21 protein-coding genes, 2 other RNA genes and 3 pseudogenes are annotated in these 26,258 nt (G+C 70.3%); 11 read left to right on the top strand and 15 right to left on the bottom strand.

Going from position 1 to position 26,258, the window contains the following annotated elements:
• Nucleotides 1–129 precede the first annotated feature (129 nt).
• Nucleotides 130–1,197 (top strand): alkene reductase, encoded by a 1,068-nt coding sequence (locus ACH4YP_RS44950; RefSeq protein WP_398497181.1) that lies wholly within the window; start codon nucleotides 130–132, stop codon nucleotides 1,195–1,197.
• 289 nt (nucleotides 1,198–1,486) lie between these two features.
• Here the strand turns inward: ACH4YP_RS44950 and ACH4YP_RS44955 are convergent.
• Nucleotides 1,487–1,715, bottom strand: a pseudogene (locus ACH4YP_RS44955) (PaaI family thioesterase); the annotation flags it as partial.
• A 139-nt stretch (nucleotides 1,716–1,854) separates the two neighbouring features.
• Here ACH4YP_RS44955 and ACH4YP_RS44960 point away from each other — a divergent pair.
• Nucleotides 1,855–2,427 (top strand): TetR/AcrR family transcriptional regulator, encoded by a 573-nt coding sequence (locus ACH4YP_RS44960; protein ID WP_361053442.1) that lies wholly within the window; start codon nucleotides 1,855–1,857, stop codon nucleotides 2,425–2,427.
• 427 nt (nucleotides 2,428–2,854) lie between these two features.
• On the opposite strand, the gene ACH4YP_RS44965 is transcribed toward ACH4YP_RS44960, so the two are convergent.
• The gene (locus tag ACH4YP_RS44965) at nucleotides 2,855–3,721 is read right to left on the bottom strand and encodes an alpha/beta fold hydrolase (RefSeq protein WP_398497183.1); all 867 of its coding nucleotides are present in this window, start codon (nucleotides 3,719–3,721) and stop codon (nucleotides 2,855–2,857) included.
• A gap of 870 nt (nucleotides 3,722–4,591) precedes the next feature.
• On the opposite strand from ACH4YP_RS44965, the gene ACH4YP_RS44970 reads away from it, so the two are divergent.
• The 3 genes and pseudogenes from ACH4YP_RS44970 to ACH4YP_RS44980 all read left to right on the top strand — a co-directional run bounded on the left by ACH4YP_RS44970 (nucleotide 4,592) and on the right by ACH4YP_RS44980 (nucleotide 7,486).
• Nucleotides 4,592–5,167: a TetR/AcrR family transcriptional regulator gene (locus ACH4YP_RS44970; RefSeq protein WP_361053573.1), complete on the top strand. Its 576-nt coding sequence runs from the start codon at nucleotides 4,592–4,594 to the stop codon at nucleotides 5,165–5,167.
• Nucleotides 5,168–5,593: 426 nt separating this feature from the next.
• Nucleotides 5,594–6,511: pseudogene (locus ACH4YP_RS44975) on the top strand (NADP-dependent oxidoreductase).
• A gap of 105 nt (nucleotides 6,512–6,616) precedes the next feature.
• Nucleotides 6,617–7,486 carry an alpha/beta hydrolase gene (locus tag ACH4YP_RS44980; RefSeq protein WP_361053449.1) on the top strand — a complete coding sequence of 290 codons (870 nt, stop codon included), beginning with the start codon at nucleotides 6,617–6,619 and terminating at the stop codon, nucleotides 7,484–7,486.
• 249 nt (nucleotides 7,487–7,735) lie between these two features.
• Here the strand turns inward: ACH4YP_RS44980 and rnpB (ACH4YP_RS44985) are convergent.
• The 7 genes and pseudogenes from rnpB (ACH4YP_RS44985) to ACH4YP_RS45015 all read right to left on the bottom strand — a co-directional run bounded on the left by rnpB (ACH4YP_RS44985) (nucleotide 7,736) and on the right by ACH4YP_RS45015 (nucleotide 13,597).
• Nucleotides 7,736–8,151: RNase P RNA component class A (gene rnpB / locus ACH4YP_RS44985), an RNA gene on the bottom strand.
• Nucleotides 8,152–8,203: 52 nt separating this feature from the next.
• Nucleotides 8,204–10,291 (bottom strand): zinc-ribbon domain-containing protein, encoded by a 2,088-nt coding sequence (locus ACH4YP_RS44990; RefSeq protein ID WP_398497185.1) that lies wholly within the window; start codon nucleotides 10,289–10,291, stop codon nucleotides 8,204–8,206.
• Nucleotides 10,292–10,567: 276 nt separating this feature from the next.
• Nucleotides 10,568–10,965, bottom strand: an RNA gene (gene rnpB / locus ACH4YP_RS44995) — RNase P RNA component class A.
• Between the two features lie 132 nt (nucleotides 10,966–11,097).
• Nucleotides 11,098–11,865: pseudogene (locus ACH4YP_RS45000) on the bottom strand (DMT family transporter); the annotation flags it as partial.
• Between the two features lie 19 nt (nucleotides 11,866–11,884).
• Complete coding sequence (locus tag ACH4YP_RS45005) at nucleotides 11,885–12,550, bottom strand: AraC family transcriptional regulator (protein WP_398497187.1); 666 nt, start codon at nucleotides 12,548–12,550, stop codon at nucleotides 11,885–11,887.
• Nucleotides 12,517–13,026: a TetR/AcrR family transcriptional regulator gene (locus tag ACH4YP_RS45010; RefSeq protein WP_398497212.1), complete on the bottom strand. Its 510-nt coding sequence runs from the start codon at nucleotides 13,024–13,026 to the stop codon at nucleotides 12,517–12,519. Before ACH4YP_RS45010 ends, ACH4YP_RS45005 begins: the two co-directional genes overlap by 34 nt.
• Nucleotides 13,027–13,123: 97 nt before the next feature.
• Nucleotides 13,124–13,597 carry a DUF4260 family protein gene (locus tag ACH4YP_RS45015; protein ID WP_398497189.1) on the bottom strand — a complete coding sequence of 158 codons (474 nt, stop codon included), beginning with the start codon at nucleotides 13,595–13,597 and terminating at the stop codon, nucleotides 13,124–13,126.
• Between the two features lie 177 nt (nucleotides 13,598–13,774).
• Between ACH4YP_RS45015 and ACH4YP_RS45020 the strand changes: the two genes are divergently transcribed.
• Together ACH4YP_RS45020 and ACH4YP_RS45025 are read left to right on the top strand one after the other, a co-directional pair.
• Nucleotides 13,775–14,554, top strand: coding sequence for a MerR family transcriptional regulator (locus ACH4YP_RS45020; protein WP_398497191.1), 780 nt, complete (start codon nucleotides 13,775–13,777; stop codon nucleotides 14,552–14,554).
• Complete coding sequence (locus tag ACH4YP_RS45025) at nucleotides 14,551–15,258, top strand: hypothetical protein (RefSeq protein WP_361058733.1); 708 nt, start codon at nucleotides 14,551–14,553, stop codon at nucleotides 15,256–15,258. The genes ACH4YP_RS45020 and ACH4YP_RS45025 overlap by 4 nt, the downstream gene beginning before the upstream one ends.
• Here the strand turns inward: ACH4YP_RS45025 and ACH4YP_RS45030 are convergent.
• On the bottom strand, nucleotides 15,209–16,654 hold the full coding sequence (locus ACH4YP_RS45030) for an RNB domain-containing ribonuclease (protein ID WP_398497192.1): 1,446 nt from the start codon (nucleotides 16,652–16,654) through the stop codon (nucleotides 15,209–15,211). The two genes, ACH4YP_RS45025 and ACH4YP_RS45030, sit on opposite strands and share 50 nt — an antisense overlap.
• 126 nt (nucleotides 16,655–16,780) lie before the next feature.
• On the opposite strand from ACH4YP_RS45030, the gene yaaA reads away from it, so the two are divergent.
• Complete coding sequence (gene yaaA, locus ACH4YP_RS45035) at nucleotides 16,781–17,563, top strand: peroxide stress protein YaaA (protein WP_398497194.1); 783 nt, start codon at nucleotides 16,781–16,783, stop codon at nucleotides 17,561–17,563.
• A 133-nt stretch (nucleotides 17,564–17,696) separates the two neighbouring features.
• Nucleotides 17,697–18,353, top strand: a complete 657-nt coding sequence (gene eda, locus ACH4YP_RS45040) for a bifunctional 4-hydroxy-2-oxoglutarate aldolase/2-dehydro-3-deoxy-phosphogluconate aldolase (protein ID WP_361058727.1) — start codon at nucleotides 17,697–17,699, stop codon at nucleotides 18,351–18,353.
• A gap of 27 nt (nucleotides 18,354–18,380) precedes the next feature.
• Here eda and ACH4YP_RS45045 read toward each other — a convergent pair whose 3' ends face one another.
• The 4 genes from ACH4YP_RS45045 to ACH4YP_RS45060 all read right to left on the bottom strand — a co-directional run bounded on the left by ACH4YP_RS45045 (nucleotide 18,381) and on the right by ACH4YP_RS45060 (nucleotide 22,405).
• Nucleotides 18,381–19,628: a bifunctional RNase H/acid phosphatase gene (locus ACH4YP_RS45045; RefSeq protein ID WP_398497196.1), complete on the bottom strand. Its 1,248-nt coding sequence runs from the start codon at nucleotides 19,626–19,628 to the stop codon at nucleotides 18,381–18,383.
• A gap of 42 nt (nucleotides 19,629–19,670) precedes the next feature.
• Complete coding sequence (locus tag ACH4YP_RS45050; RefSeq protein ID WP_361058813.1) at nucleotides 19,671–20,414, bottom strand: C4-type zinc ribbon domain-containing protein; 744 nt, start codon at nucleotides 20,412–20,414, stop codon at nucleotides 19,671–19,673.
• Entirely contained in the window at nucleotides 20,411–21,250 is an 840-nt protein-coding gene (locus tag ACH4YP_RS45055; protein WP_398497198.1) for a Nif3-like dinuclear metal center hexameric protein, read from the bottom strand. The genes ACH4YP_RS45050 and ACH4YP_RS45055 overlap by 4 nt, the downstream gene beginning before the upstream one ends.
• Before the next feature lie 111 nt (nucleotides 21,251–21,361).
• Nucleotides 21,362–22,405, bottom strand: coding sequence for an iron-siderophore ABC transporter substrate-binding protein (locus ACH4YP_RS45060; RefSeq protein WP_361058721.1), 1,044 nt, complete (start codon nucleotides 22,403–22,405; stop codon nucleotides 21,362–21,364).
• Between the two features lie 376 nt (nucleotides 22,406–22,781).
• Here ACH4YP_RS45060 and ACH4YP_RS45065 point away from each other — a divergent pair, with 376 nt between their 5' ends.
• Together ACH4YP_RS45065 and ACH4YP_RS45070 are read left to right on the top strand one after the other, a co-directional pair.
• A complete protein-coding gene (locus ACH4YP_RS45065) occupies nucleotides 22,782–24,863 on the top strand; it encodes a hypothetical protein (protein ID WP_398497200.1) in 2,082 nt (693 codons plus the stop codon).
• Between the two features lie 90 nt (nucleotides 24,864–24,953).
• Complete coding sequence (locus ACH4YP_RS45070) at nucleotides 24,954–25,130, top strand: hypothetical protein (RefSeq protein WP_361058719.1); 177 nt, start codon at nucleotides 24,954–24,956, stop codon at nucleotides 25,128–25,130.
• A 91-nt stretch (nucleotides 25,131–25,221) separates the two neighbouring features.
• Here the strand turns inward: ACH4YP_RS45070 and ACH4YP_RS45075 are convergent, their stop codons facing one another.
• On the bottom strand, nucleotides 25,222–26,175 hold the full coding sequence (locus ACH4YP_RS45075) for a 3-oxoacyl-ACP reductase (RefSeq protein ID WP_361058717.1): 954 nt from the start codon (nucleotides 26,173–26,175) through the stop codon (nucleotides 25,222–25,224).
• Between the last annotated feature and the right edge of the window lie 83 nt (nucleotides 26,176–26,258).

Genomic DNA, 26,258 nt, shown 5'->3' on the forward strand with positions numbered 1-26,258 from the left:
TGGGGGCACGACGTGTGCGCCGCCGGGCCCGGAAGCACGAAAGCCCGGCGTCCGCCCGGTCGACCACGCACACACGGTGTCCGCCCCCGCCCCTTAGCGACCCACCACCCATCACCTGAGGAATCACCCATGCTCAACGCCCTGTGGAACTCGACCACCGTCGGAGAGATCCCGCTGCCGCACCGGCTGGCCATGGCCCCCCTGACCCGCAGCCGGGCCACCCCGGACGGCGTCCCGACCGAGCTGAACGCCGAGTACTACGCCCAGCGCGCCTCGCACGCGCTCATCATCACCGAGGGCACCCAACCCTCCGCCGACGGCCAGGGCTACCCGGTGACCCCGGGCGTCTACACCGAGGAACACATCGCCGGCTGGCGCAAGGTCACCGACGCCGTACACAAGGCCGACGGGCGCATCGTCATCCAGCTGATGCACGTCGGACGCATCTCCCACCCGGACAACACACCCCACCACCGGCAGCCGGTGGCCCCCTCCGCGATCAAGCCGAGGGGCCAGACGTTCACCTCGTCCGGGCTCCAGGAGATGCCGGAGCCGCGCGAGCTGTCCACCGAAGAGGTCGCCGCGACAGTCGACGACTTCCGGCGCGCCGCCGCGGCCGCCATCGCGGCCGGCGCCGACGGCGTCGAGATCCACGGGGCCAACGGCTACCTGGTCAACCAGTTCCTCTTCCCCAGCACCAACCAGCGCACCGACCAGTACGGGGGCTCCCTCGACAACCGCATCCGTTTCGCGGTGGAGGTCGCCACGGCCGTGGCCGACGAGATCGGCGCCGGTCGCACCGGCATCCGGATCTCTCCCGGCAACCCCTTTCAGATCAACGACCTCGCGGAGAGTGACCCGCACGAGCTCTACCCGCACCTCCTCCGCGCCCTCGCCCCCCTCGACCTCGCCTACCTGCACATAGGCCACGGCGGCGACGAGGAACTCCTCTTCACCCTCCGGAAGTTGTGGCCGACCACGCTGGTCCTCAACCGGGGCGGGGCCGACATCGCCACCCGCGCCAAGGACGTCGAGGACGGCCTGGCCGACGTCATCACCGTTGGCTCGATGGCACTGGCCAACCCCGACCTCGTCGAGCGCGTACGCTCCGGCGCGCCCCTGAACACCCCCGACCCCGCCACCTTCTACGGCGGCGGCGCGGCCGGCTACACCGACTACCCCATCCACGCCGCCTGACGAAGGATCCGGTACCCGAGGGAACCATCGGCCTCGGGCCCCTCAACACAGCTGCGGCGCACGACGGCCCCGGCAACCCGAGGAGTTACGGGTCGCCACCGCCGTGCACCGGAGCCGTTCCACCTTGCACCCCGGCGTTCTGCGCCGAGGCCAAGGGAGTCCGGCATCACCGCACAGACATCACCCTCCGCAGATCAACAACGAGGAGAGATGAGGAAGGGGAGGGATGAGACGTCGGTGCGTCTGGAGCGAGGCCCGATTCACCGGTCGCCGTTAAGGGGCACTCTTGAGCGGGCGGCACCGGGAAGAGCAGGCAGCTACTGGTGGCGTGGGCCGGCAGACGGTCCGTCGCGTCGACCGACTACGCCTGCGCGAAGGCGGTTTGGCCTCCCTGGCTGACGACAGCACCGATGGCTCGCACCGAGCCCGCGTCCGCGGTGATCCGCCGCAGGAACTTCACCGTCAGGTCGAGCAAGGTGTATGCCATGAGGAAGGACTGGCTGGACGGCGCAACCGGCCATGAGCCATCGGCCCCCTGTCCGCACGGTTACAGATCACCAGCCGAGATCACCTGCGGCTCATAACATTACGCACGTCAGGCCATGGATTAGGCTTGGGTGCGAGGCAACGGCCTCACGGAGCCAGTGGAGGAAGCTCGTGGTGCGCTACGCCAAGGAGCACAAGCAGGTGACGCGGCAACGCATCATCGAGAAGGCCGGCCATCGGTTCAAGCAGGACGGCATCGACGGCTCGGGCATCTCCACGCTGATGTCGGACGCCGGGCTCACCAACGGCGCCTTCTACGCCCACTTCGCATCCAAGGACGACCTCGTCGCCCATGTCGTGGCCGAGGAACTGCGCACACAGGTCGCGAGCTACGGCACTCTGCGGCCCGGCCGCCCAGGACTCGAGGACTTCGTTCGCGAATACCTGTCGCCCGAGCACCGGGACCACCCCGGCCTCGGGTGCCCCTCCGCCGCCCTGCTGGAGGAGATCGGCCGCTGCGGGGACGAGACCAAGCAGGCCTACACCCACGGCGCGCGGGCGGTTGTGGAGGAGATCGCCGCCCGCCTGACACCCGGGGATCCGCGGTCCGCCCGGGGCAAGGCCATCGGGCTCTTCACCATGGTGGTGGGGACGTTGCAGCTGTCCCGCGCCCTGTCCGACCGGAAGTTCGCCGACGAGGTACTTGAGCAGGGAATCGAGAACGCCCTCGCATTCATGAGGTGAGGGGCATACCTACGGCCGCCCCACGGAGCCGCTGGGAGGTGCCTCCAACCAGAACCACCATCATCGCGGATGCCCCCCGAACCTCGGCCTGGTCGTCTTGTTCCGTCGGTCGCGCGGCCGGCCAGAACAGTCGGCTTGCAAGGGAGGGACACAACCACCGAGGCCCGTTCTTGCGTCAAGCACGGCTTCGCCCGCCTCAAGGACGGGACGATCCGCCGACCATGCCGCCCACGGCCAGCGACGGAAGAGTCCGCCGTGCCAGGCTCGGCTTCGCCGTCCCGCCGACCCTTGCCAGCACCGGATGACCGGAACGCAGTCAGGTCAGCACCTGCGAACGGGTGCCTCGAGCCGCTCACCCAAGGGGCGCCACAGCGCCGAGGCAACGCCTTCGGCCAAGCGGCGACCACACTTCACACCCACTGCCGATCTACCGTTCGAGGAACTCGAGAGCCGTCTCAACGAACTGCCGGTGGAACTGGAAGATGCCGCCGTGGCCGGCGTCGGGATAGAACACCAACTCACCGTTCGGCACCCTCCGCGCCAGGTCGGTCGAGTTCTGCGACGGAACCATCCTGTCGCTCTCACCGTTCGCGACGAGCACAGGCTGGTGAATGACGGAGAGGTCCTGGGGCCGCTCCAGCCCCCAGCGGTGAATAGCCTTGAGCTGATTGCTGTACGACATCGGGGAGATCGCCTTGTCCCGGTCCTGGGTCCGCTCCTTCAGCCGGGCCAGGAACTCCTTCCCGGCCCGACGCCCGCCCGCGGTGCGCGTGAAGAAGAGGAACTGCTTCGGGTCCTGAAAGGTGAACAGCCCCCGGACGGTGTCGAGATGGGACAGTCGGGTCACGTTCTTGATGCCCTCGCCGCCCGCGGGACCGGTACCCGTGAGAATCAGCCTGCGGACGAGGTCCGGATCGGTCTGCGCGATCACCTGGGCGATCATGCCGCCCATCGAGAAGCCATGAAGATCGACATGGTCGAAACCGAGCGCCCGGATGAAGGTGACGGCATCCTGCGCCATCGCCTGGATGGTGCGCGGCGTCGAACCGGTGGAAGCGCCGACGCCCCTGTTGTCGAACGTGACGACCCGCCGCTTGACGGCGATGCCGTCGACGACCCGAGGGTCCCAGTTGTCGAGAACCGCCGCGAGGTGGGTGAGAAAGACCACCGGGACACCGGACCGCGGACCGAGGTCGCGATAAGCGAAGGTCACTCCCCCGGCGGTGACCGTGCGGGTCGGTGCGTCCTTGTACGACGTCACCACGCCGCCTCGCACTTCCTGTGAATCAGTCATGGTCATGCCCTTCGGTGGGGGGCTTCTGCCAGCGCGCCACTCCTTCCTCACGGAGGGAAGGGCGCAGGGCAGTCGCCTGTGTCTCCCGACTGCGGCTGCAGTCTGCGGGGCCGATGGCGAGAAGCGGCAGGATCGAACCCTTGAGCGGTCGAGCCTCTCCGCATCACATCGATTATTAAAGTATGACCGTAATTCTAAGAGGCCGCAAGTCTATGCCCGCGCGAGATGACGGGTCAGGCCTGTCGGCAATCTCGGCCCTTCGCATCGCAGAGCAGGCACTCAGCCTCGGCAGCGCGGGCCGGATCCCGACGCCGTCGACGCGACAGCGACCCACAGGCCCCGCGCCCCTGGGGTCGGGCGCAACCCTGCCCTCCCTCTGGATCTCGACACTGGGAACCGCCCCGGGCCCTGGTCACCGGCGACATGCGGGCCCGCAGCGTGGAGTACCTCACGACGCACTCTCCGCCCACCCGGCAGGGCCACTTCCGTAACCCGCTCCCGCCGATGACGGGGCGCACAGAAATGCATGATCGTGCCGGACAAGACCTCGACGCACCGCGTCTCGTTCGACGAGCTTCCGGCCACCCCGACCACACTCGGCGGGAGCCGCGCCCGTCCACCCAAGGCGGCGGACCGCATCAGGTCGAACGGTCTGCCGAGACCGGCAAGCGCCAGGACGCCATCCGGCCAGCGATGAGACGGCCCGCCACGCAGCGGGCACCCGCCACGACGCCGACCGAGCAGCCATCGACGTCCTGAAATCATTAAATTACGTTCACAATACAATGCAGTGAGGGAGTCCGCAGAGCACGGCACCCCCTCCGACGAGCGCAGGAGCATACGGTGCGATACGGACAAGAACACAAGCAGATGACCAGGCAGCGGATCGTCGAGGCAGCCGGGCGCCGGTTCAAGCGGGACGGCATCGACGGCTCGGGCATCTCGACGCTCATGAAGGACGCGGGACTGACCAACGGCGCCTTCTACACCCACTTCACGTCGAAGGACGACCTCGTGGCCACCGCGGTCACCGACCAGTTGCAGGCGCAGAACGCGAGCATCGTCGCGCAGGCAGCTCCAGGCCGCGCCGGGCTCGAACAGATCGTGCGGTGGTACCTGTCCACCCAGCACCGCGACAGCCCCGACGACGGCTGCCCCTCCGCCGCGCTGCTCGACGAGATAGGGCGTTGCACGGACCCGACCAGGCAGGCGTACACCGAGGGCGTACTGGTGGTCATCGACGGCATCGCCGCCCGCCTGGCACCCGACGATCCGCTCTCGGTCCGCACCAAGGCACTCAGCGCCTACGCCATGATGGCCGGCACGCTGCAGCTCTCTCGAGCCCTCACCGCCGGGCAACTCGCCGACGAACTCCTCGAGCAGGGCATCCACAACGCCCTCGCACTGCTGGGCATCGGACATGAGCGCACCAAGACGCCGAACTGACGTACCTGCAGATTGCACGCGTCCGCACCACAGGTCGCCCACTTACGCCTGGGGCACACCACAGCAGCCTCGAGAGCAGCGGGCCCACTTGCGGTCCACCGACCCAGCAAATAACATTACGAACATAATCCAAAGGGTCCCATGACCCACGCCTGCCACACGGGTCGGCGCCAGCATCCACGGCACACGCCAGCACCCCCGGAGGGGTCCACCCACCGAGGTAAAGGTCGGGCACTACACCCGACACACCCCACTCGCGCTCAGGACCGAGGCACTCACCCCTCCGTCGGCAGCCAGAGTCAGACCTCCTCCCAGAAAGCCCATGGCCCAAAAGCCTGCATTCCATCATGATCACCGTCCACTTCCCGGGAAAGCCCGGGCTGAACAGCGCCCCCGTCCATCTGCGGACGAGACAGGGAGACGACGATGAGGGCCTTCACAGTGGGGCGCAACGGCAGCAAGGACGGCGTGCGTGTCGGCGACATGCCGGGAGCCGGACGTGGGCGCGGACGACGTGCTGGTCCGGATCCGGGCCGCGAGCGTCAACCCGCTCGACCGCATGATCCGGGACGGCGAGATGAAGACGATCCTGCCGTACAAGGTCCCGTTCGTCCTGGACAAGGACCTGGCCGGAGTGGTCGTCGAGGTGAGCGCGGCCGTCACGCGGTTCGCAGTGGGCGACGAGGTCTTCGCGCGGCCCGACAAGAACCGGATCGGCACGTTCGCCGAACGCATCGCGGTGCACCAGGACGACGTGGCGATCAAACCGGCCACACTCACCATGGAGAAGGCGGCGTCCCTCCCCCTGGTCGCCCTGGCCTCGTGGCAGGCACTGGTCGAACGGGCACACATCCAGCCCGGCCAGAAGGTCCTCATCCACGCGGGTTCCGGCGGCCTGGGCACGATCGCCATCCAGCTGGCCAAGCAGCTGGGCGCGTATGTGGCCACCACCACGAGCACGGCCAACGTCGACCTGGTGAAGCGGCTGGGCGCGGATGTCGTCGACGACTACAAGAAGCAGGCGTTCGAGACGGTCCTGCACGACTACGACGTCGTCCTGGACTCGCTCGGCGGCGAGACCCTCAAGAAGTCCCTGGACGTGCTCAAGCCCGGCGGGAAGGTCATCAGCGTCGCGGGCCCTCCCGACGCCGCAACGTGACGTACTCGCTCCTGTTCATGAAGGCCAGCGGCGACCAGTTGCGCGAGCTCACCCCTCTCATCGAGACCGGCAGGATCCGCCCCGTCGTCGACACCGTGTTCCCGTTCGAGTCGACCCGCGAAGCACTGGAGTACGTCGAAGCAGGGCGCCCGAAAGCCGGCAAGGTCGTCGCCAAGATGACGTGAGAGAACGGGCCTGCCGGGCCATCAAGGTGCTCCACAAGCGCCGGAACTACACCGCCAGCAGCAACCGAGAAGTGCCCTGAAACCCCACTACAGAAGGACCTGGACATGAACACACCGCGGAATCCCCCATCCCCCTCGACGTCGTCGTACAAGAGCGCGCCGACCCACTCCGTGTCCGTTCGCGGCGAGGACTTCGCCTACCGGGAAATCGGCTCCGAGGACGGCGTACCGCTGATCCTCCTGATTCACTTGGCCGGGACCCTGGACAACTGGGATCCACGCGTCGTAGACGGTCTCGCCGCACGACGCCGGGTCATCGCCTTCGACAACCGCGGGGTGGGCGGATCGAGCGGCTCCACCCCGGACACGATCGAGGCGATGGCTCGCGACGCAGTGCTGTTCATCCGAGCGCTCGGATTCGACCAGGTCGATCTGCTCGGTCTGTCGATGGGCGGCTTCATCGCCCAGGTCATCGCGGCAGAAGAACCGCACCTCGTCCGCAAGGTCATCCTCGCGGGCACGGGCCCCGCCGGAGGCCCCGGCATCGACAAGGTCCCGGCTCTCACCATCCAGGCCACGCTAAAGGGCACCCTGACCCGCCAGGACCCCAAGCTCTCCCTCTTCTTCACCGAAACCGGAGGTGGTCGGCAGGCCGGACGCGACTTCCTGGAACGACTGAAGGAGCGCACGCACCACCGCGACAAGGACATCTCGCTGCCGTCGTTCCGCGCCCAGCTGAAAGCCATCAAACGATGGGGCCGCCAGGCGCCGTCGGACCTGTCGGGCATCCGTCAACCGGTCCTCGTGGCAAACGGTGAGAACGACCGGATGGTACCCAGCCAGAACACACTCGACCTGGCCGCACGCCTGCCCCAGAGCGAACTCGTCCCCCTCTACCCGGACGCCGGACACGGAGGAATCTTCCAATACCACGATGAATTCTCGAAAAGGGCGCTTGCATTCCTCGAGTCCTGAACCTGAGCGGCTGTCCTTGGTGCGGGTCCTCACGGCCGCCGAGCTGACACGCGCCGATCAGAGTTGCGATGCGCCCTCCGGCGACTCGGAGACATCACTCATCGAACCCACCGCCCGGCGATGTGCACCGGTGCACATCGCGTGCACACTGGCACGGGAACTCCCGGAACTCGCAAGTGGAAGCGGGATGCGCCCAGACACAACAAGAGGCTCCGACCCGACCAAAAGCCCAGGTCAGAGCTTAGTTGGCAGACGAGTCGGGCTGTACGCCGGATTTTGTCGCCCGGCTACCTCGCGGCGGCCGGGGAGACGGCCATCCATCTAGGGCCGGCGTTGCCGCCGGCCTCGTGCGGTCTACCCGCGGACTCGGGCGGGCAGCCCTCGAACGTCCGCGCAGAGCCGCTCTTCTTGCGAAGAGGCGGCTCCTCTTGACCTTGCTCCGGGTGGGGTTTACCTAGCCGCCTGAGTCGCCTCAGGCGCTGGTGGTCTCTTACACCACCGTTTCACCCTTACCTGGGACCGAGGTCCCTGGCGGTTTGCTTTCTGTGGCACTGTCCCGCGGGTCACCCCGGGTGGCCGTTAGCCACCACCCTGCCCTGTGGAGTCCGGACGTTCCTCGGGAAGCACCCCCGAAAGGGGCTTCACGCGGCCGTCCGCCCGGCTCGTCTGCCGTGTCGACCATGGTAGCCGACCAGGCGCGGCTCGTGGTTTCTTCGGTCAGCGGCCGACGAGCGGACCCGGCGTCTCCTTGATCTGTGTCCCAGCCGCAAGCTCCTTGGTGGAGTAGTCGAGCCAGAGCTCTCCGGTCACCCTGCCCCGCGCGCCTAGTTGGCGTCCTGCGAGCAGCGCCCACTCGCGAACGCGTGCCTCATCCAGCAGCCCGTCCGGGCCGAGCAGGTCGTCGCGCCTGGCTTGGTCGAGCCGGTAGGAAGCGGTCACCCGGTCCGGGACCCGTCCGCTGCCACCGATGAACGTCCCCCGCTGTTGTGCCCAGGCTCGGACGGCGTGGGTCTCGGTCCCGGAGACAGTTGGTCGCCGACGCCGCCTGGCCTGTGTGGCCAGACACCCGCAACTACGGGTATTTCCGTAAGTAACCTGGGACTGGACAGCGGTGAACATCTCGGGACGGCCGCATGCGCACCGGTAGTCGCGGATGATCTCGTCTGGGTTTTCCGGATTCCGGTAGGGCTCGGAGACAGGTGACAGCAGGCTTTCGGCGTGCGGGGCCGTTGGTGCCAGGCGGCGTGGTGTCGGCGGGCCCGCCTTCTTCGGCTTGCGGCGAGGAGGACGCAGTTCGCCCCATACCGCGGTGATGTAAGCATCGGCAGCGGCCTGGTGCCGGACCGTGCCACCGTTGAGGTACGCGTCCGGGCCCGGCATGTCCCCAGGGAAGCGCGCCGAGAGGGCCAAGGCCACCGCCCTGGCCTGCTCGTAGACCGTGGCCCGTTCAGGTACCACCACGACCAGAGCGTGGGGAGCCTCCAACTCCGGCAGGTCGCCGATCCTCACGTGAACGAGCAGGTCCAGAAGTCCTGCTTCAACCAACACCCGGCTCTTGTCGCTCTCGTACTGACGGCGGTCCCGCTGTCTGGCCGAATGGTGGAATGCGCCGTCGTACTCGAGGCCTACGCGCACACCGTGAGGCAGATTGAAGACCGCGTCAACCTCGACGTCCTTGTAGCGCCAGTGGGCCGGCTTGTGCTCGGGCGGAACGGTGAGACGGTTTGAAGCAAAGTCGGGCGCACCGTCCGCCAGCCGTGGATCCCGGCCCTCCGGAGGTACGAGGTCGATGAGTCCGGCGAGTTCAGCGACCAGACGGACCTGCTCCTTCGATATCCCAGAAGTCGAGCACTTGCCGCAGCCGGCTCCCTGGACACGGTTGAGGATCGTTGCCTCCCACCCGTGTCCGTGACGGCATCTCCAAGGCAGGGTCGCGTACACACCCCGGCCACCCGCTTCGGCACCATGCTGCCGAGGAATGTTGTGCCGACTCGTAGACAGCCGACGCGGGTCAAGGTCCACATCATCCAACTCGTTCGCAATTTCCGGGAACCAGGTGAACAGCGAGTTCGTGTCGTCGATCACGTACCCCGCACACACCAGACAGCCGTCGCCTTGACGAGCTCGCTCTTTGACCACCGCGTCGAACCGGTGCTCAACTGGCTGCCACACTCCGGTACTTGGATCGACCACCCAAGTCCGGCAGGTCCACGACACTCTCTCGTGCGCAGCGTGGGTGATATCGCTCGCCAGCCTCTGTCCACGGTACTGAGCGGCCAGCGTCGGAAGGTCCGCGAGCCGAATCAAGCGCCGACACTCGGGGCACCCCGAACCTTTCTGAACGCGGTCCTTGGGCCAGGCCGGCCACGGCTCATGACCAAGGCCAAGGGGGCATTGCCACAGATACGGAATGACCTCGCCGCGTGTCTGAGCCGTCGCCAAGACGTTCTCGGGAAGGGCGAGGTTGTCTCGGTGCCACTGTGCCGCGACCTCCGGGATGTCCGCGACGGTGGTTTCTCCACGGCCACCGGTACGGCTGTTCCACCGGTCCTTGGCCGTGGCCTTGTGCCGATTCCAAAAAGCAGTGACTTCGGCCTGCCGGGCCTGGGCCACTGCGAGTTCCCTCTTGATCCGCTCACTGTGGGCCCCGTTGATGTTGTTCCAAACGGACCGCATCTGCCGAAGCATCCGTAACCGGTCCTCGCGCGCCCCGCTCCCGATTTCGAGCGGCGCGGGCTGAGGTGGCCAGGCGGCGGGTGCTGCCGCGTCACTCCCGGACGCGTCTGAACCTTGAGATGCGATCACGGCGTGAGGATACGAGCGAGGTCCGACAGAGCGGCATCACTGTCCAGATCATCCAGCTTTGACCAAGTCAGACGCCTCGGACGATATTTCTATATTGCCCGAGGCGTCTGACTGCCGGACACAACTCTGCTGGTCACAGCATCTCTTGCGAAAAGCGCCTGAGACAGCGAACACCGCCCTGCAGTCACCCGGCGAAATTCGACCCGGATTCGACCTGGCCTACGATTTCCGTCGCGCCGCAGCACTCTGACCTGGTCTTTTGTCGGACGGTAGCGGTATTCGGATGCTACGCCGGGTTCTGTCTCCCGGTCGCCTCGCGGCGGCCGGGGAGACGGCCATCCATCTAGGGCCGGCGTTGCCACCGGCCTCGTGCGGTCTACCCGCGGACTCGGGCGGGCTGCCCTCGAACGTCCGCGCAGAGCGCGCCTTGCGGCGGCTCCTCTTGACCTTGCTCCGGGTGGGGTTTACCTAGCCGCCTGAGTCGCCTCAGGCGCTGGTGGTCTCTTACACCACCGTTTCACCCTTACCTGGGACCGAGGTCCCTGGCGGTTTGCTTTCTGTGGCACTGTCCCGCGGGTCACCCCGGGTGGCCGTTAGCCACCACCCTGCCCTGTGGAGCCCGGACGTTCCTCGGGAAGCGCCCCCGAAGGGGACTCCACGCGGCCGTCCGCCCGGCTCGTCTGCCGTGTCGACCATGGTACCGGGCCCGCGGCCCGCCCTGGAACCGGAGCCGTCGGGGCCGCCGTCGCCAGGAACGAGCCCAGCAGGATCAGGGTGAACGCCGCCACCACTCCCGCCGTCAGCTCCTCGTTCAGGAACAGCACGCCCGCCGTCACCGCCACCGCCGGGTTGACGTACGTGAAGACCACCGCCCTCGTCGGACCCGCCTCCCTGATCAGTTCCAGGAAGACCACGAAGGCCAGCGCCGTGCAGATCACTCCCAGGCCGGAGAGCGACGCCAGGACTGCGGGGGATGGGGGCGATGTCGGCCATGTCAGCGCCGCCGCCGGGGCGTACACCAGCGCCGCCAGGAGCAGGCAGGGGGCTATCAGTTGCAGGGTCGGGACCGGTTTCAGGTAGCGGGCCATGATCAGCGGGGCCGTTGCGTAGCCCACCACCGTCACCAGCATCTCCGTCAGGGCGCGGGCGTTTCCGCCGGTCAGATGCGGGGCCGTCAGGACCGCCACGCCGGCCAGGCCCAGCCCCAGGCCTGCCATGCGGCGGGCGCCCAGGCGTTCCGTGTCTCCGAAGTAGCGGGCCAGGAGTACGCCCGCGATCAGCAGGCCCGCCGTCGAGCTGGAGAGGTGGCGTTCGGCGTCGGTCAGGGTCCACCAGGGGCCGATGATCTCGATGCAGGCGAAGGCCAGCATGGGGCGCCAGTGCGTACGTACGACTCCCACCAGGTTTCCCTGGCGGATCGCGAAGGGGAGGAGCATCGCCGCGCCCAGCGCGCATCGCGTGAACACCACCATGGACGCGGACATTCCACCGTCCACGGCCACTTTGATCATCAGGTAGGGGATGCCCCAGAGCACTCCCATCAGGGAGAAGAGAAACCAGCCGCGTGCAGTCATACGCGCAGTCTCGGCCGGGTCAGCGGCGGGTGTCTTGAACGCTGTTGCGGTACGCCGCCGGGGTCACGCCCAGTACCCGGCGGAACCAGCGCGTCAGGTGCGCCTGGTCCGCGAAGCCGACCAGCGCCGCCGCCTCGGCCGGACGGTGGCCCTTCTCCAGCAGGCAGCGGGCCCGGTTCACGCGGTGCTGGGCCAGCCAGGCGTACGGGGGCATCCCCATGCTCGTACGGAAGGCTCGGAGCAGTTGGTAGCGGGACAGGTCCAGGTCCGCTGCCAGGGCGGAGAGGGAGGGTGGAGAGAGGAGTTCGTCCGTCAGGCGGGCTCGGACCGTCTCGGCTATTCGGTCCGCGCCCGGGATTCTGTCGCACACCGGGCGGGCCGTCGAGTGGCGGCGGGCCAGGGCCCTGAGCAGCCACGGGATGCGGGACTCCGCCTCCAACGGGTCCGGGCAGACGCTCAGTTCGGTGTGTGCGAGGCGTAGGGCCGCGGCCAGTTCGGGGTCGTCGAGGAGGGGGTCGCGGAAGTGCGGGATGCCGTACGTGCCTTCGGTGAGCAGGGGGACCTCGGCGTACAGGGCCCGGTAGGCGTAGCCGTCGGATGCCGCGGGGCCGCCGGTGTGCGTCTCGCCGGGCGCGAGAACGACGTACCTCCTCAGGGGTGCAACGCCCGCGTGCCCTTCTTCCATGCCCCGGCCAGGTCGGCGTCGTCCGGAAAGCGGCCGTGGATCTCCAGGATCACCATCCCGTGGGCGAACGCCCAGGTGGCCCGGGCCAGGTCCATGTCGCCGCCGCAGGCCCGGACGAGGGGCGCGGCGGCGCGGTCCTCCAGGCCGGACGGGAGGAAGGCGCGGGGCAGCGGCCGCTCGGTGGCCAGGCAGTAGAGGTGGGGGTGTTCGAGGGCGTACGCGCGGTACGCCTCGGCCAGGGCCGGGATCGAGCCCGGGGCCCGGGTCTCGGCAGCCTCCAGCGCCGCCGCGGACTCGGCGAGCATCTGCGCGATCAGCTCGACCTCTACGGCCGACTTGTCGGGGAAGTGCTTGTAGAGGGACGGGGCCTTGATGCCCAGGTGGTCGGCGAGCGCCCGCATCGTCAGCGCGGCGGGCCCTGCCTCCTCCAGGAGCGCCCGGGCGGCCGCAACGATCGAACGGGCTCGTGGCGACAGCCCACCGCCCTGGGTGCCTTGTCGGTCACCACCCGGGGTGCCTTGTCGGTCACCACCCGGGGAGCCCTGCCGGTCGGCGACTTGGGTGCCCTGCCGGTCAGTCACGCTGGAAGCCCTCCTTCGTCCGCAGGCCGTAGCCGAAGGCGCGATCGTACGAGATGTGGGCGAGCCAGCCGCACAGGGCCGCGAAGGCCGGGGCCCAGGTGACCGGGCCGAAGGTGTGGAGCGTCATGAGGGCGAGCGGGACGAGCGCGCGGTGGGCGGTGTTGTAGTACGGGACCGCGCGGGGCTGGAGCCGGCCCTTCGCCATCCCGCGCGCGTCGCCGATGCCCACCAGGAACGTCAGGTCGGGCGCCATGAAGAACACGACGGCCAGGAGGCCCGCGAGCCAGCCGTGGTTCACGGCTTCGAGTACGGCGAAGGCCGACCAGAAGAGGGCGTTCAGCAGCCAGGCGGTGCGGCGGGCGGCCGAGAGGGCGCGGCGGCGCCGGGGAGCGGTGACCCTGCCGTCGGCGTCCGCAGTGTCGGCGGTGCCGGGCGCGGTGATCGTGCTCATTGCCGCCGTGCTCATTGCTGCCTCCTGCGACCGGGCGGTCGGGCTGTGCGGCGGGCCGCCGCGCAGCCATCTGGCTAACATTGTTAGCCACGACCGTACGGCTAACGACGTTAGCCGTCAATGGGTGCTCCGCGACCCGCCGGGAAAGCCATCGCTTGACCCTGCCGCAACGTCAACGTTTCTACTGAGGGCATGCGGATCGGAGAACTCGCCGCGACCGTCGGCGTCACGACGCGGACCGTCCGGCACTACCACCATCTCGGGCTGCTGCCCGAACCCGAGCGGCGTTCCAACGGCTACCGCGACTACGGCCTGCGGCACGCGGTCATGCTCGCCCGGATCAAACGGCTGACCGAGCTGGGGCTCGGTCTCGCCGAGGTGCGGGACGCCCTCGCGGACGACGCCGGGCGCGATCTCACCGAGGTGCTCGCCGAGCTCGACGACGACCTCGCGCGCCAGGAGGCGGCGATCCGGGAGCGGCGGCTGCGGCTGCGCGCTCTGCTGGACGGGAGCGGACTGACCGCCGAAGGGCCCGTGTCTCCCGAACTCGCCGCGATCTTCGGTGAGTTGACCCGGCATCCGGAACCGGCGATGGCCGCGAAGGACCGCGAGATAATCGCCTTCCTCGAAACGGTCGCGGCCCCGGAGGACCGTGAGCACCTGATGTCCGCGCTGCGTGCCACCGCGGACGTTCCCGGCGCCCTGGAGCGGACGCACGAGGCGTACGCCCTGCTCGACGCGCTCGTCGACGTCGACCCGGCCGACCCGCGCGTCGAGGAGGCCGCCCGCGCCCTCGCCGACTGCCTGCCCGACGAGGCCCTGGAAGGCATGGGCCTCGGTCAACTCGACCTGGAGGGAACCGACATGACCGGCAACGGCAGCTTCTTCCGTGCCTTTCTCGACGACTTCGCCCCCGCGCAGGCCGCGGCGGTCCGCCGGACGATCGAGCTGCTCGTGGAGCGTGCGCGATGAGCGCGGCGGACGCCGTGCGGACGGCGCGCGGTGTACCGGCGACCGGCGCCATGCGGGCCGTACGCGTCATGCGGCACCCCGTCGCCCACGAGGTGCGGCTGCTGGCGAGCATCGGCCGGTGGGTGGCCCGGCGGCCGCACGGCATCGGGCGCGGGCGGGCCTTCTCGTACGGGCGTGGCCAGGGCGCGATGATGTTCGGCTTCGGGTTCGTGTCCGTCCTCGAAAGCGTCTGCATGGCGGTGCTCCTGCGGAACCATCCCGCCGTCCACCGGGTCGTGTTCGCGCTCGACGTCTACACCCTGCTGCTGATCGTCGGCATGCACGCGGCGTCCGTGACCCGGCCGCATGTGCTCGACGACACGGGAGAGGAGGCTTTCCTGCGTATCCGCCGCGCCGCCCACGTCGACGTGCGCGTCCCGCTCGCCGCGATCTCCTCCGTACGCCGCGAGTTGGTCACCACGCACGAGAAGCGCGACGGCCGACTCGACCTGGCCATCGGCGCGCAGACCACGATCACCCTCGAACTCTCCTCCCCCGTAAGGCACTTCACCTTCCTCGGGCGCCCCAAGGACGTAACACTGATCCGCTTCCACGCCGACGAACCCGAGGCGCTGGTAAGGGAGATACGCGCCGCGCGGGAGCCCGCTCAGGAACTCACGCGGGAGCGAACAGCACCTTCGACGAGCCCGGGTCGGCCTGGGTGAGCCGTACCCGCAGCCGCTCCCCCAGCGGCAGTGACCCGGCCCCCTCCTCGCTCTTGATGCGGGCGACGACGGCCGGGGACTCCAACTGGACGGTTCCCACGGTGGGTTCGCGTTCCTGTACGTCCACGACGGTGCCGTCGAAGAGTTCGCCGACGCGGTCCTTGAGCAGCGCGGCCTCGACGATGTCGACGCACTCGCGCTCGACCGTGCCCGCGCGGCGGGTGCCCTCGGCCATCCGCTTCGGCAGGTCGGCGAGGGCGGCGAGCACCCACTCCGGCGGTTCCTCCCCTGCTGCCGCCGCCAGGCACAGTTCCGACGCGTAACGGTCGACCAGGCGCCGGAGCGGGGCCGTGCAGTGCGTGTAGGGCGCGGCCACGGCGGCGTGGGTGGTGAGGTCCGGGGTGGCGCCGCCCCGGAAGACCGTGTAGCCCGCGCCGCGCAGCAGCGTCGTGCACTCCTGGAGGAAGGCCGCGTGGTGGGGCAGGTGCGGGTCGAGGGAACGGATCAGCTCGGCGTACGAGACGTGGTGCGGCCAGTCGATGCGCAGCGCCCGCGCGGTACGCCGCAGCCGGCCGACCGCGCCGTCGGGGGCTGCCGGGAGTGTCCGCAGCACGCCCGTGCCGTACGCGAGCATCAGCTCGGCCGCGGCCATGCCCGTGAGGAGGGAGATCTGCGCGTTCCAGCCGTCGGCGGGAAGCGGGGCGCGGTAGGCGAGTTCGTACGCGCCGTCGCGCTCGGTGATCTCCTGCTCGGGGACGTTGAGGGAGATGCCGCCGCGGGCCACTTCCTGTTGTTCGCGGAGGAGTCCGATGTCCTTGAGGAGGGCGAGCGGTTCCTCGGCGGTGCCCGCGTCGAGTTGCTGCTGCACGGACTCGTAGTCGAGCTTGGCGCGGCTGCGGACGAGGGCGCGGCGGACGTCGGTGGCCGTGGGGCGGCCGTCCCCGTCCAGGTCGACGGTCCACAGGACGGCCGGGCAGGTCTGGTCGGGCAGCAGGCTCGCGGCGCCCTCGCTCAGCACCGGCGGGTGGAGGGGGATCTTGCCGTCCGGGAAGTAGAGGGTCGTGACCCTGCGGTGCGCTTCCGCGTCCAGGAGACCGCCCGGTACGACGAAACCAGCGACGTCGGCGATGGCGTACCGCACGCGGTAGCCGTCCGGGCGGCGGGACAGGTGCATCGCCTGGTCGAGGTCGGTGGACGTCGGCGGGTCGATGGTGAAGAGGGGGATGTCCGTCGCGTCGTACGCCGGAAGCGTGGGTTCACGGGCGGCCCGTTCCGCCTCGGCGAGCACCTCCGGCCCGAAGGCCTCGGGTACGTCGAGTTCGGTGCGCAGTGCGCGCAGCGCGGCCCACAGGGGCGCCTCGGCTGCGCCGGTCACACGAATCTGGCGGCGGGGCATAGGGCGAGCGTATGGCGGGGTGCGGCGGGCGGCACCCCGTAGGCTTGCGCGTACCCCTCTCACGTACCGAACGCCGTGCCCAACGCCCTACCCAATGCTCTACCGAATGCCCCAGGGAGAACCGCCGTGCTTGTGCTGCTGCCGCCGTCCGAAGGAAAGGCTCCCTCCGGGCGGGGCACGCCGTTGAAGCCGGAGTCGCTGTCGTTGCCGGGGCTCGCCGAGGCGCGGCAGGCGGTGTTCGAGGAGCTCGTCGAACTCTGCGCGGGCGACGAGGAGAAGGCCCGCGAGGTGCTCGGGCTGAGCGAGGGCCTGCGCGGCGAGGTCGCCAAGAACACGGAGCTGCGGACCGCGGGGGCGCGGCCCGCCGGGGAGATCTACACGGGGGTGTTGTACGACGCCCTCGACCTGGCCTCGCTCGACACGGCGGCCAAGCGGCGGGCGACGCGGTCACTGCTCGTCTTCTCGGGGTTGTGGGGTGCGGTCCGGGTGGCGGACCGGATTCCCTCGTACCGCTGCTCGATGGGTGTGAGGCTGCCGGGCCTCGGGGCGCTGGGCGGGCACTGGCGGGGGCCGATGGCCTCCGTGCTGCCCGAGGTGGCCGGGAGCGGCCTCGTGCTCGACCTGCGGTCCTCCTCGTACGTGGGCGCGTGGAAGCCGAAGGGGGAGGTCGCGGGGCGCACGGCGAGCGTACGGGTGCTGCACGCGCCGACCCGCAAGGTCGTCAGCCACTTCAACAAGGCGACCAAGGGGCGCATCGTCCGCAGCCTCATGCAGTCCGGCGCGGTGCCTTCGGGGCCCGCGGAACTGGTGGAGGCGCTGCGGGATCTCGGGTACGTGGTGGAGGCGGCGGCTCCCGCGGGGGCGGGGCGGGCGTGGATGCTGGACGTGCTGGTGGACGAGATCCACTGAGCGCGCGGGACTACTCGCTCAGCGTTCAGGCGGCTTGCTCAGCGTTCAGGCGGCTTGCTGGGCACGCGAGCCGTCTATTGCAGCATGTGCAACGACCTTTGCGCATGCTGACTGCCGCGGGCAGGATGAGCGCATGGCTTCGACCCTCCCCTCGTCACCGCTGTCCTCCCCCGTGCTCGAACTGGCGCCCGTCGTCCCCGTGGTCGTCGTCGACCACGTCGCGGACGCCGTACCGCTGGCCCGGGCGCTCGTCGCGGGCGGGCTGCCCGCGATCGAGGTGACGCTGCGGACGCCGGTGGCGCTCGACGCGCTCCGGGCGATCGCCGACGCGGTCCCTGAGGCGGTGGTCGGGGCCGGCACGGTCATCTCGCCGGAACAGGTGGCGCAGTCGGTCGCCGCCGGGGCGCGCTTCCTGGTGAGCCCGGGCTGGACGGACGTACTGCTCGATGCCATGAAGGCGTCCGGGGTGCCGTTCCTGCCGGGGGTCTCCACGACGTCGGAGGTCGTGGCGCTGCTGGAGCGGGGCGTGAGCGACATGAAGTTCTTCCCGGCCCAGGCGGCCGGCGGTACGGCGTACCTCAAGTCCCTGGCGGGGCCGCTCCCCCAGGCCCGCTTCTGCCCGACGGGGGGCGTCGGCCCGGCCGTCGCACCGGAGTACCTCGCCCTGCCCAACGTCCTGTGCGTGGGCGGCAGTTGGATGCTTCCGGCGGACGCGATCGCGGCCGGGGACTGGGCACGGGTGGAGACCCTGGCGAGGGAGGCCGCGAGCTTGGGACACGCCCCGAGCTGAGGCGCACCCCTCAGTAGGCGCCCCCGCTCAGCGCAGCGCAGACGTGTCGTTGAGCAGTCGTACGCTCGCGTTGCCGTCCGCGTAGTACGCCACCACCGAGAACGCCGCCGCCGACAGTTCCATGCGGAACAGGGCCTCCGGCGGGGCGCCCAGGGCCAGTCGTACGAGGGTCTTGATGGGCGTGACGTGGGAGACGAGAAGCACGGTGCGGCCGGTGTGCGCCGCGAGCAACTCGTCGCGGGCCGCTGCCACGCGGAGGGCCACCGCCTCGAAACTCTCGCCGCCGTCGGTGGGTTCGGCGTCCGGGGAACTCAGCCAGGCGTTCATGTCGTCCGGGTAGCGCTCGCGGACCTCGGCGAACGTCAGCCCCTCCCAGGCCCCGAAGTCCGTCTCGCGGAGCCCGTCCTCGATCCGTACGTCCAGTCCGAGCCGGGCGGCGACGATCGCCGCGGTCTCGCGGCAGCGGGCGAGGGGGGACGAGATGACGTCCTGTACGGTCCCGCGCGCGGCGAGTGCGGTCGCGACGCGCTCCGCCTGGTGGCGGCCCGTGTCCGACAGCGCGGGGTCGCTGCCGCCGCTTCCGGAGAACCGCTTCTGGGGGGTCAGGGGTGTCTCGCCGTGCCGGAGCAGTACGAGGGTGGTGGGGGTGCCGAGGTCCGGAGGGGCGCCTCCGGTGGCCGGTGCCTCGGAGGCCACGTTCCGTGCGGCTCGGATGTCGTCGGTGTCGGGGGTGGCGGCGGTCGACTGCGGGCGGGCCGTCCGGGGCTGGGCGCGCAGTTCCCCGCGCCCCTTGGTGGGCACCGCCGGCCTCGCGGTGCGACCCGCGTCCAAGTCCGCCGTCGACTGCGACGGTGACCACTGTTCGCCGCGCTTGCCCGCGTCCATCGCCTCGTTGGCCAAGCGGTCCGCGTGCTTGTTCTCGGCGCGGGGGATCCACTCGTACGTGACCTGGCCGGCCGGGAGGACGGAGCGGGCCTCCGCCGCGAGGGGGCGCATGGCGGGGTGTTTGATCTGCCAGCGGCCCGACATCTGCTCGACCACGAGCTTGGAGTCCATGCGGACCCGCACGGTGGCCGTGGGGTCGAGGTCGCGGGCCGCTCGCAGGCCCGCGACGAGGCCGCTGTACTCGGCGACGTTGTTCGTGGCGACGCCGAGATACTCCGCCGCCTCGGCCAGCGTCTCCCCCGTCACCGCGTCGATGACGACGGCTCCGTAGCCCGCGGGCCCCGGGTTTCCCCGGGAACCCCCGTCCGCCTCGACGATCAACTCGCGCAAGCCGAAGGCTCCTTACAGACGGCAAACCATTACAAAGACCTACTACAGACCCGACTCCGACGTACGGATCAGGATGCGGCGGCAGTTCTCGCAGCGCAGGACCGTGTCCGGGGCCGCCGCCTTCACGTCGTTCACCTCGGTGATGTTGAGCTCCAGCCGGCAGCCCTCGCAGCGGCGCTGGTAGAGACGGGCCGCGCCGACGCCGCCCTGCTGCTCGCGGAGCTTCTCGTAGAGCTTGAGGAGGTCGGCGGGGACGGAGCCCGCGATGACCTCGCGCTCCTTCGTCGCCGACGCGGCCTCGCCGTCGAGGGTCTCCTGCGCGGCGTCCCGGCGGGCCGTCGCGTCGTCGATCTTCGACTGGACGGACGAGACCCGCTCGGTCAGCTCGGCGACGCGCTCCTGCGCGGACTCGCGGCGCTCCATGATCTCCAGGACGACGTCCTCCAGGTCACCCTGGCGCTTGGCGAGGGACGCGATCTCGCGCTGGAGGTTCTCCAGGTCCTTGGAGGACGTGGCGGCGCCGGAGTCGAGGCGCTGCTGGTCGCGGGAGGCGCGCTGGCGCACCTGGTCGACGTCCTGCTCCGCCTTGGTCTGCTCGCGGGAGCAGTCGCTCTCCTCGGTCTGCGAGGCGACGAGCAGGTCCCGCAGCTGTGTGAGGTCCTTGGTCAGCGACTCGATCTCGGCGTGCTCGGGCAGCGACCTCCGCTTGTGCGCGAGCTGCTGCAGGCGGGCGTCGAGGGACTGGACGTCGAGAAGTCGGATCTGGTCGGCGGGCGCGGCGTTCAGTTGGGGGCTCCAGGTGAAGGGGAGTGGGAGTTCCACGGGTCGGTGACCGTCTTCGAGACATGGACCCGCAGGTCCCAGCCGTGACGGTCGGAAATCTCGTCGAGCTGGGCGGCGGCCAGCTCGCACCAGGGCCACTCGGTGGCCCAGTGCGCCGCGTCGAGCAGCGCGAGGGGACTGTGGGCGCGGGCTTCCGACGCCGGGTGGTGGCGCAGGTCCGCGGTGAGGAAGGCGTCCACGCCGACGGCGCGTACGTCGGCGAAGAGGCTGTCGCCCGAGCCGCCGCTGACCGCGACGGTCCGCACGAGCGCCTCGGGGTCGCCCGCGACGCGGATGCCCTGCGCGGTGGCGGGCAGCCGCTCGGCGGCGCGGGCGGCGAACTCGCGGAGGGTCAGCGGATGGTCCAGCTCGCAGACCCGGCCGAGGCCCCGGCGGCCGTCGGCGTCGGCGGGGTCCGGCACGAGGGGGCGCACGACGCGGAGGTCCAGGGCTCCGGCGAGGGCGTCGCTCACGCCCGGGTCGGCGCGGTCGGCGTTCGTGTGGGCGACGTGCAGCGCGATGTCGTTCTTGATGAGGGTGTGCACGACGCGGCCCTTGAAGTTCGAGGCCGCGACCGTCGTCGTACCGCGCAGATAGAGCGGGTGGTGGGTGACCAGCAGATCGGCGTCCAGCTTCACCGCCTCGTCCACGATCTCCTGGACCGGGTCGACGGCGAAGAGTACGCGGGAGACCTCCTGGTCGGGGTCTCCGCAGACCGTCCCGACCGCGTCCCAGTCCTCCGCGCTCGCGGGGGGCCAGAGAGCGTCGAGCGCGGCGATGACTTCAGACAGACGGGGCACGAACAAAAGGCTACCTGCCTTGTGTCCGTGCCCCACCGGTCGCGGGCTACTTGACCAGGTGTGACCGGGCGACCCCGCTCCAGGCCCCGGCTCGAACCGAGCCGCCGGGCCCTACTTGGCGAGGAAGCCCCTGAGGTCGTCGAGCACCTTGTCGGCCGCGGTGACGCCGAGGCCGAGGTACCAGGTCTCGTCGGGTACGTCCTTGGCCTGGCCGTCCGCGACCGCGCCGAGCTTCTTCCAGAGCGGGTTGTCCTCGGCGGTGGAGCGGTCGGTCTTCTTGGCGTCGCCGTAGACACCGGTGAAGATCCAGTCGGCGTCGGCGTCGTCGATCCGCTCCGGGCTGATCTCCGCCGCGAGGTCGTTGATCTGCTGGTTCTTGGGGCGTGGGATGCCGACGTCCTCAAGGATCGTGCCGATGAAGGACGCCTTCGCGTAGAGGCGGATCATGCCCGGCATGTAGCGGAGCATGGTGACGGTCGGCTTGTCGGGGCCGAGTTCGTCGCCGAGGGCCTTGGCCTTCTTCTCGTACGCGGCGAGCTTCGTCTTCGCCTCGGCCGTCCTGTCCAGCGCCGCCGCGTTGAGGAGGTAGTTCTCCTTCCAGGTGAAGCCCGGACGGATGGAGAACACGGTGGGGGCGATCTTGGAGAGCTGCGGGTAGAGCTTGGCGGCGCGCAGCTCGCTGCCGAGGATCAGGTCGGGCTTCAGGCCCGCGATCGCCTCCAGGTTGAGGGCGTTGATCGTGCCGATGTCCTTGGGGCCGCCCGCGTCCTTCTTCAGGTACGAGGGAATCCCCGCCGAGCCCTCGGTGGGCGCCCAGCCGACGGGCTTCACGCCGAGGGAGACGACGTTGTCGAGCTCGCCGACGTCGAGGACGACGACCCGCTCGGGCCGGGCCTTCAGCTCGGTCTCGCCCATCGCGTGCTCGATCGTGCGGGGGAACTCGCCGGCCTTGGCGGTCGTCCCCATCCTGGCCGTCTCCTCGGCCGCCTTCGCGAAGTCCTCGCCGCCGGTGGCGACGGACTTGCTGCCGGCGCCGTTGTCGGACTTTCCGGAGCCGGAACCCGAGTCCGAGTCGCCCGACCCGCAGGCGGCGAGCGAGAGAGCGGCCGCCACGGCGAGGGCGACGGCGGCGGAACCACGGCGTCGTAGGGACATCAGGCACACACTCCGGTGGTTCATGGTCAGGTTCGGGTTCACGTTTTCCCGTTCGGGACCGGGCTCGTGCCGCCCCGACCCCGGCGACGCACGAGGGCACGGCGGGGAACTCAGGAACCCCACAGACAGTACTCAAGCGCCACTTAGGCAGCCCTAACCATAGACCGCCCCGCCCCCGCTCAGCACACCCGCCCTCGTTCCCTCAGGTGAATCAGAAACGGGCCACTCTTATGTGTGAAGCCGTCACCTGCGGGTCCCACGCCTGTGCGTGCGAAAACTAGGTTTCGTGCCCGGAGGTGACCGAACGATGACGGCCTGTGCCTCCCCCGAGGTCTCGACTTCGCTCGAGCAGGGGGGAACCCCATCGTCCGCGGCGGTGAACGAGAACGAATGGGCCGCGCGAGCAGGGTGCGTGATCACCGTCGACGGGTCGTACGCGGCCCGCCTGGCCCGCAGCGGCGACTCCTGGTTCCCGGAGCGCTGGACCCTGGACGGCCCCGAGCCGTACGCCGTGCCGCTGCCCGGCAACCAGCCGGAGGAGCCCGGCACGGAGGTGCTGCCGATGGCGGACGGGCGGGTGCTCATCCACCGCCTCGTCGACGGACGGCACACGTTCTCGCTGCTGTACCCGACGGGCCCGGGGACGGGTGAGGTACTGCTCGGCGCGGTGGAATGCCCGGACGTGGGCACGGAGTTGCGGCTGCTGCCGCCCGCTCCGGCCGGCACCCGTGCGTACGCCCTTGCCGTGGGCCGGAGTTCGACCGCCGTGTGGCTGGTCGCGGGCGGCGCCTTCGGGCCCGAACATCTCGCGGAGGTACCGGGCCGCTGCTCGGGCGGGGTGTGGCTGGGCGGCGGGGACCGACTGCTCGCGCTGGACCGGCAGTTGGACGGCCGGACCAAGACGGTCGTGGTCGATCTGGAGCGCGGGGGCGAGGTGTCGCCGCTGCTGCAGATCTCCGAGCAGAGCAACGACCGGCTGCTCCTCGCGGACGCCGACAGCGGGCTGCTCCTGATCCGCTCGGACGCGCCGTCTCCCGGCCAGGAGCGGCTCGGCTGGGGCGTGTTGGGGAGCACGCTCCCGGTGCGCTTCCCGGAGTACCTGCAACTGCCCGGCCGCGCGGTCACTCCGTTCGCGATCCAGCCGGGGCAGGTGCTCACCCCGGAGAGCTGCGCGGTCGCCCTGCGGATCGGCGGCCCCCGGGGCAGCTGGCTCGGCGTGTGGCGTCCCGCCGAGCGGTATCTCCATCAACTGCCCGCGCCCAACGGCTGGTTGGCGGGCTCGGGCCAGTGGACCAGGGACGGGGTGCTCCATCTGCCGTACGCGACGGGGGCGGTGCCGTGCGGCGTGGCACGGGTGGGAGCACCCACGGGGGCGGGGGACGGGGGCCCGGGGGGTCCGGACCGTACGGCTGAGGCGCGGGGGGACGCGTCACGGGGGCTGTCGGTCACGGGTCCTCCGGAGCCCGCGGCGGCCCGTCCCGTACCACTCCAACAGGCACCCCTGACCGGACGCCTGATGGCGAACGCGTTCGCGGGCCGCCGGTTGGCACAGGCGGCGGGCCCGGGAGCGGGACGGCCAACCGGCCCGGGCTCGGGGCCGGTTGGCGCGGCGGGCGGCGCGGACTGGGCCGCCACCCAGGCCACGGAGCCGATCCGCAGGGAGGGCACGGGCTGGACTGCCGTGGAGGGTAGGGGGCAGGCCCGCAGAGAGGGCACCGGCTGGACTACCGTCGAAGACACCGGGCAGGCCCGCAGGGACGGCACCGGCTGGACTGCCGCCGAGGACACGGAGCGCGTCCGCAGAGAGGGCACCGGCTGGACTGCCGTTGAGAACACAGGGCAAGCCCGCAGGGACGACACCCGCTGGACTGCCGTCGAAGGCACGCAGCAGGCGAGCGCGGAGGGTGCAGGTCACTCGGCCGCCGAGCACGCGGGCCCTGCGACCGCCGAGGGTGCGAGCCCCGTGCCCGGCGACGTCACCGGCCGTACGAGCGCTGAGGGCGCGGGCCGTGCACCCGTCGAAGGTGCCGGCGGTGCGGCTGCCGGAAGTTCCCTTCACATGGTCCCGGCGGACACGGAAAGCACCCTTCGCATGATCCCGATCGACCCGGAAAGCCCCAGCCCCATGGCCGCTGAGGGAGCCGGCGGCACCGGCGGGGCTCCCGCTGAAAGCATTCGCCCAGCAGCCCAGGCGTCAGCCCAGACGGCGGTCCGGGCAGCGGTCCAACTGCCGGCCCAGGCGGCGGTTCAGGCGGTGCCCCCGCCCGGAGCTCCCTCTGAGGCCCGGCCCACCCCGCCCCCGGCCCCGCCTCCGCTCCCTCCCCCTCCCCCGGTGAACCCACTCCAAGTCGAGCAGGTGAGTACCGAGTGCCCGCCGGCCCTCCGTGCTCTCCGCGCCCTCCGGGTGAGTGCCGAAACGACGCCCCCTTCCGCTCCTCTCAAAGTGACCACCGAGTAGCCCCAACCACCCCTCAGCACTGTCACACCCGCCCGTTAGACTCGCCCGCGCTGTACCGAAGGATCTTGTTGACACGGGGTGATTTTCCACATGAGCGACACGAACACGATGGAGACGACGGCCACCGACCCGCGGGCGACGGTGGCCCAGGCAGCAGACGACGGTGGCCACGGCCGGCACCGGGGGCCCGTCTCCGCGCAGGAGGGCGAGGCGACCCCTCGCGGCCGGCACCGTAAGCCCGCCGAGCACGGCGACACGGGGGCCTGACGACCTCAGGTCCGAAGCGTCACACGGCCCCGCCCGACACTCGTCGGGCGGGGCCGCTGCGTGCGAGCACCACAACCGGGCTCCCGCGTGGTCACTCGTGCTTGAGGCCCAGCACCTCCGCCGCCGCGAACGTCTCCCCCGTCGGCCGGTCCGCGTAGTGCGGTGTGAGGAGCGCGTCGAGTTCGTCGTATGTGAAGGCGTCCTGCTTGGTGTCGAACTTGGCGGCCACGCGGGGCCGTTCGACGACCGCGACCATCCCGCCGTGCACGACGAGGAGCTGGCCGTTGACGTGCGCGGCCGCGGGCGAGGCCAAGTAGCCGACGAGCGGGGCGACATGCTCGGGAGCGAGCGGGTCGAGCCGGTCCTCGGACGCGTCGCCCGCCGGTTCCTGGAAGCCCGCGAAGACGTCCGCCGTCATCCGGGTCCGGGCGCGCGGGCAGATGACGTTCGCCGTGACGCCGTACTTCGTGAGCGCCAGTGCCGTCGAGGTGGTGAGCCCGACGATTCCGCCTTTCGCGGCGGCGTAGTTGGGCTGTCCCGCGGAGCCCGCGAGGAACGCCTCCGAGGAGGTGTTCACGATCCGCCCGTACACCGGCGCGTCCGCCGCCTTGGACCGGGCCCGCCAGTGCGCGGCCGCGAAGTGGGTGGTGTTGAAGTGGCCCTTCAGATGGACCCGGATCACCGAGTCCCACTCGTCCTCGGACATCGAGAAGACCATCCGGTCGCGCAGGATGCCTGCGTTGTTGACGAGGATGTCCAGCTGTCCGAACTCGGCCACCGCCAACTCGATCAGTTCCCGGGCCTGTTGGTGGTCGGCCACGTCCCCGGTGTGCGCGACGGCGCGACCGCCCGCCGCCCGGATCTCGGCGACGACCTCATCGGCGGGCGTGCCGGACGCGTCGCCGGAGCCGTCCCGGCCGGGCTGTCCGAAGTCGTTGACGACGACGGCGGCACCGAGCCGGGCGAGCTCCAGCGCCTCCGCCCGGCCCAGGCCGCGGCCGGCGCCCGTGACGACCGCGGACCGGCCCTCAAGTGGCAGTGACATCAAGGTCCTTTCAGGGATCGGCAGTTCGAGGTCCCGTATCGACGGGCGCTCAACGGACGGGCGCCAGATCTCGATGCACAGGC

The organism is Streptomyces sp. NPDC020747 (genome assembly GCF_044334695.1).
Lineage (GTDB): Bacteria > Actinomycetota > Actinomycetes > Streptomycetales > Streptomycetaceae > Streptomyces.

Coding starts and splice junctions, on each gene's coding strand:
- ACH4YP_RS44950 (WP_398497181.1), top strand. CDS start 130: ATGCTCAACGCCCTGTGGAACTCGACCACCGTCGGAGAGATCCCGCTG.
- ACH4YP_RS44965 (WP_398497183.1), bottom strand. CDS start 3,721: ATGACTGATTCACAGGAAGTGCGAGGCGGCGTGGTGACGTCGTACAAG.
- ACH4YP_RS44970 (WP_361053573.1), top strand. CDS start 4,592: ATGACCAGGCAGCGGATCGTCGAGGCAGCCGGGCGCCGGTTCAAGCGG.
- ACH4YP_RS44980 (WP_361053449.1), top strand. CDS start 6,617: ATGAACACACCGCGGAATCCCCCATCCCCCTCGACGTCGTCGTACAAG.
- ACH4YP_RS45005 (WP_398497187.1), bottom strand. CDS start 12,550: ATGGAAGAAGGGCACGCGGGCGTTGCACCCCTGAGGAGGTACGTCGTT.
- ACH4YP_RS45015 (WP_398497189.1), bottom strand. CDS start 13,597: ATGAGCACGGCGGCAATGAGCACGATCACCGCGCCCGGCACCGCCGAC.
- ACH4YP_RS45020 (WP_398497191.1), top strand. CDS start 13,775: ATGCGGATCGGAGAACTCGCCGCGACCGTCGGCGTCACGACGCGGACC.
- ACH4YP_RS45025 (WP_361058733.1), top strand. CDS start 14,551: ATGAGCGCGGCGGACGCCGTGCGGACGGCGCGCGGTGTACCGGCGACC.
- ACH4YP_RS45030 (WP_398497192.1), bottom strand. CDS start 16,654: ATGCCCCGCCGCCAGATTCGTGTGACCGGCGCAGCCGAGGCGCCCCTG.
- eda (WP_361058727.1), top strand. CDS start 17,697: ATGGCTTCGACCCTCCCCTCGTCACCGCTGTCCTCCCCCGTGCTCGAA.
- ACH4YP_RS45060 (WP_361058721.1), bottom strand. CDS start 22,405: ATGTCCCTACGACGCCGTGGTTCCGCCGCCGTCGCCCTCGCCGTGGCG.
- ACH4YP_RS45070 (WP_361058719.1), top strand. CDS start 24,954: ATGAGCGACACGAACACGATGGAGACGACGGCCACCGACCCGCGGGCG.
- ACH4YP_RS45075 (WP_361058717.1), bottom strand. CDS start 26,175: ATGTCACTGCCACTTGAGGGCCGGTCCGCGGTCGTCACGGGCGCCGGC.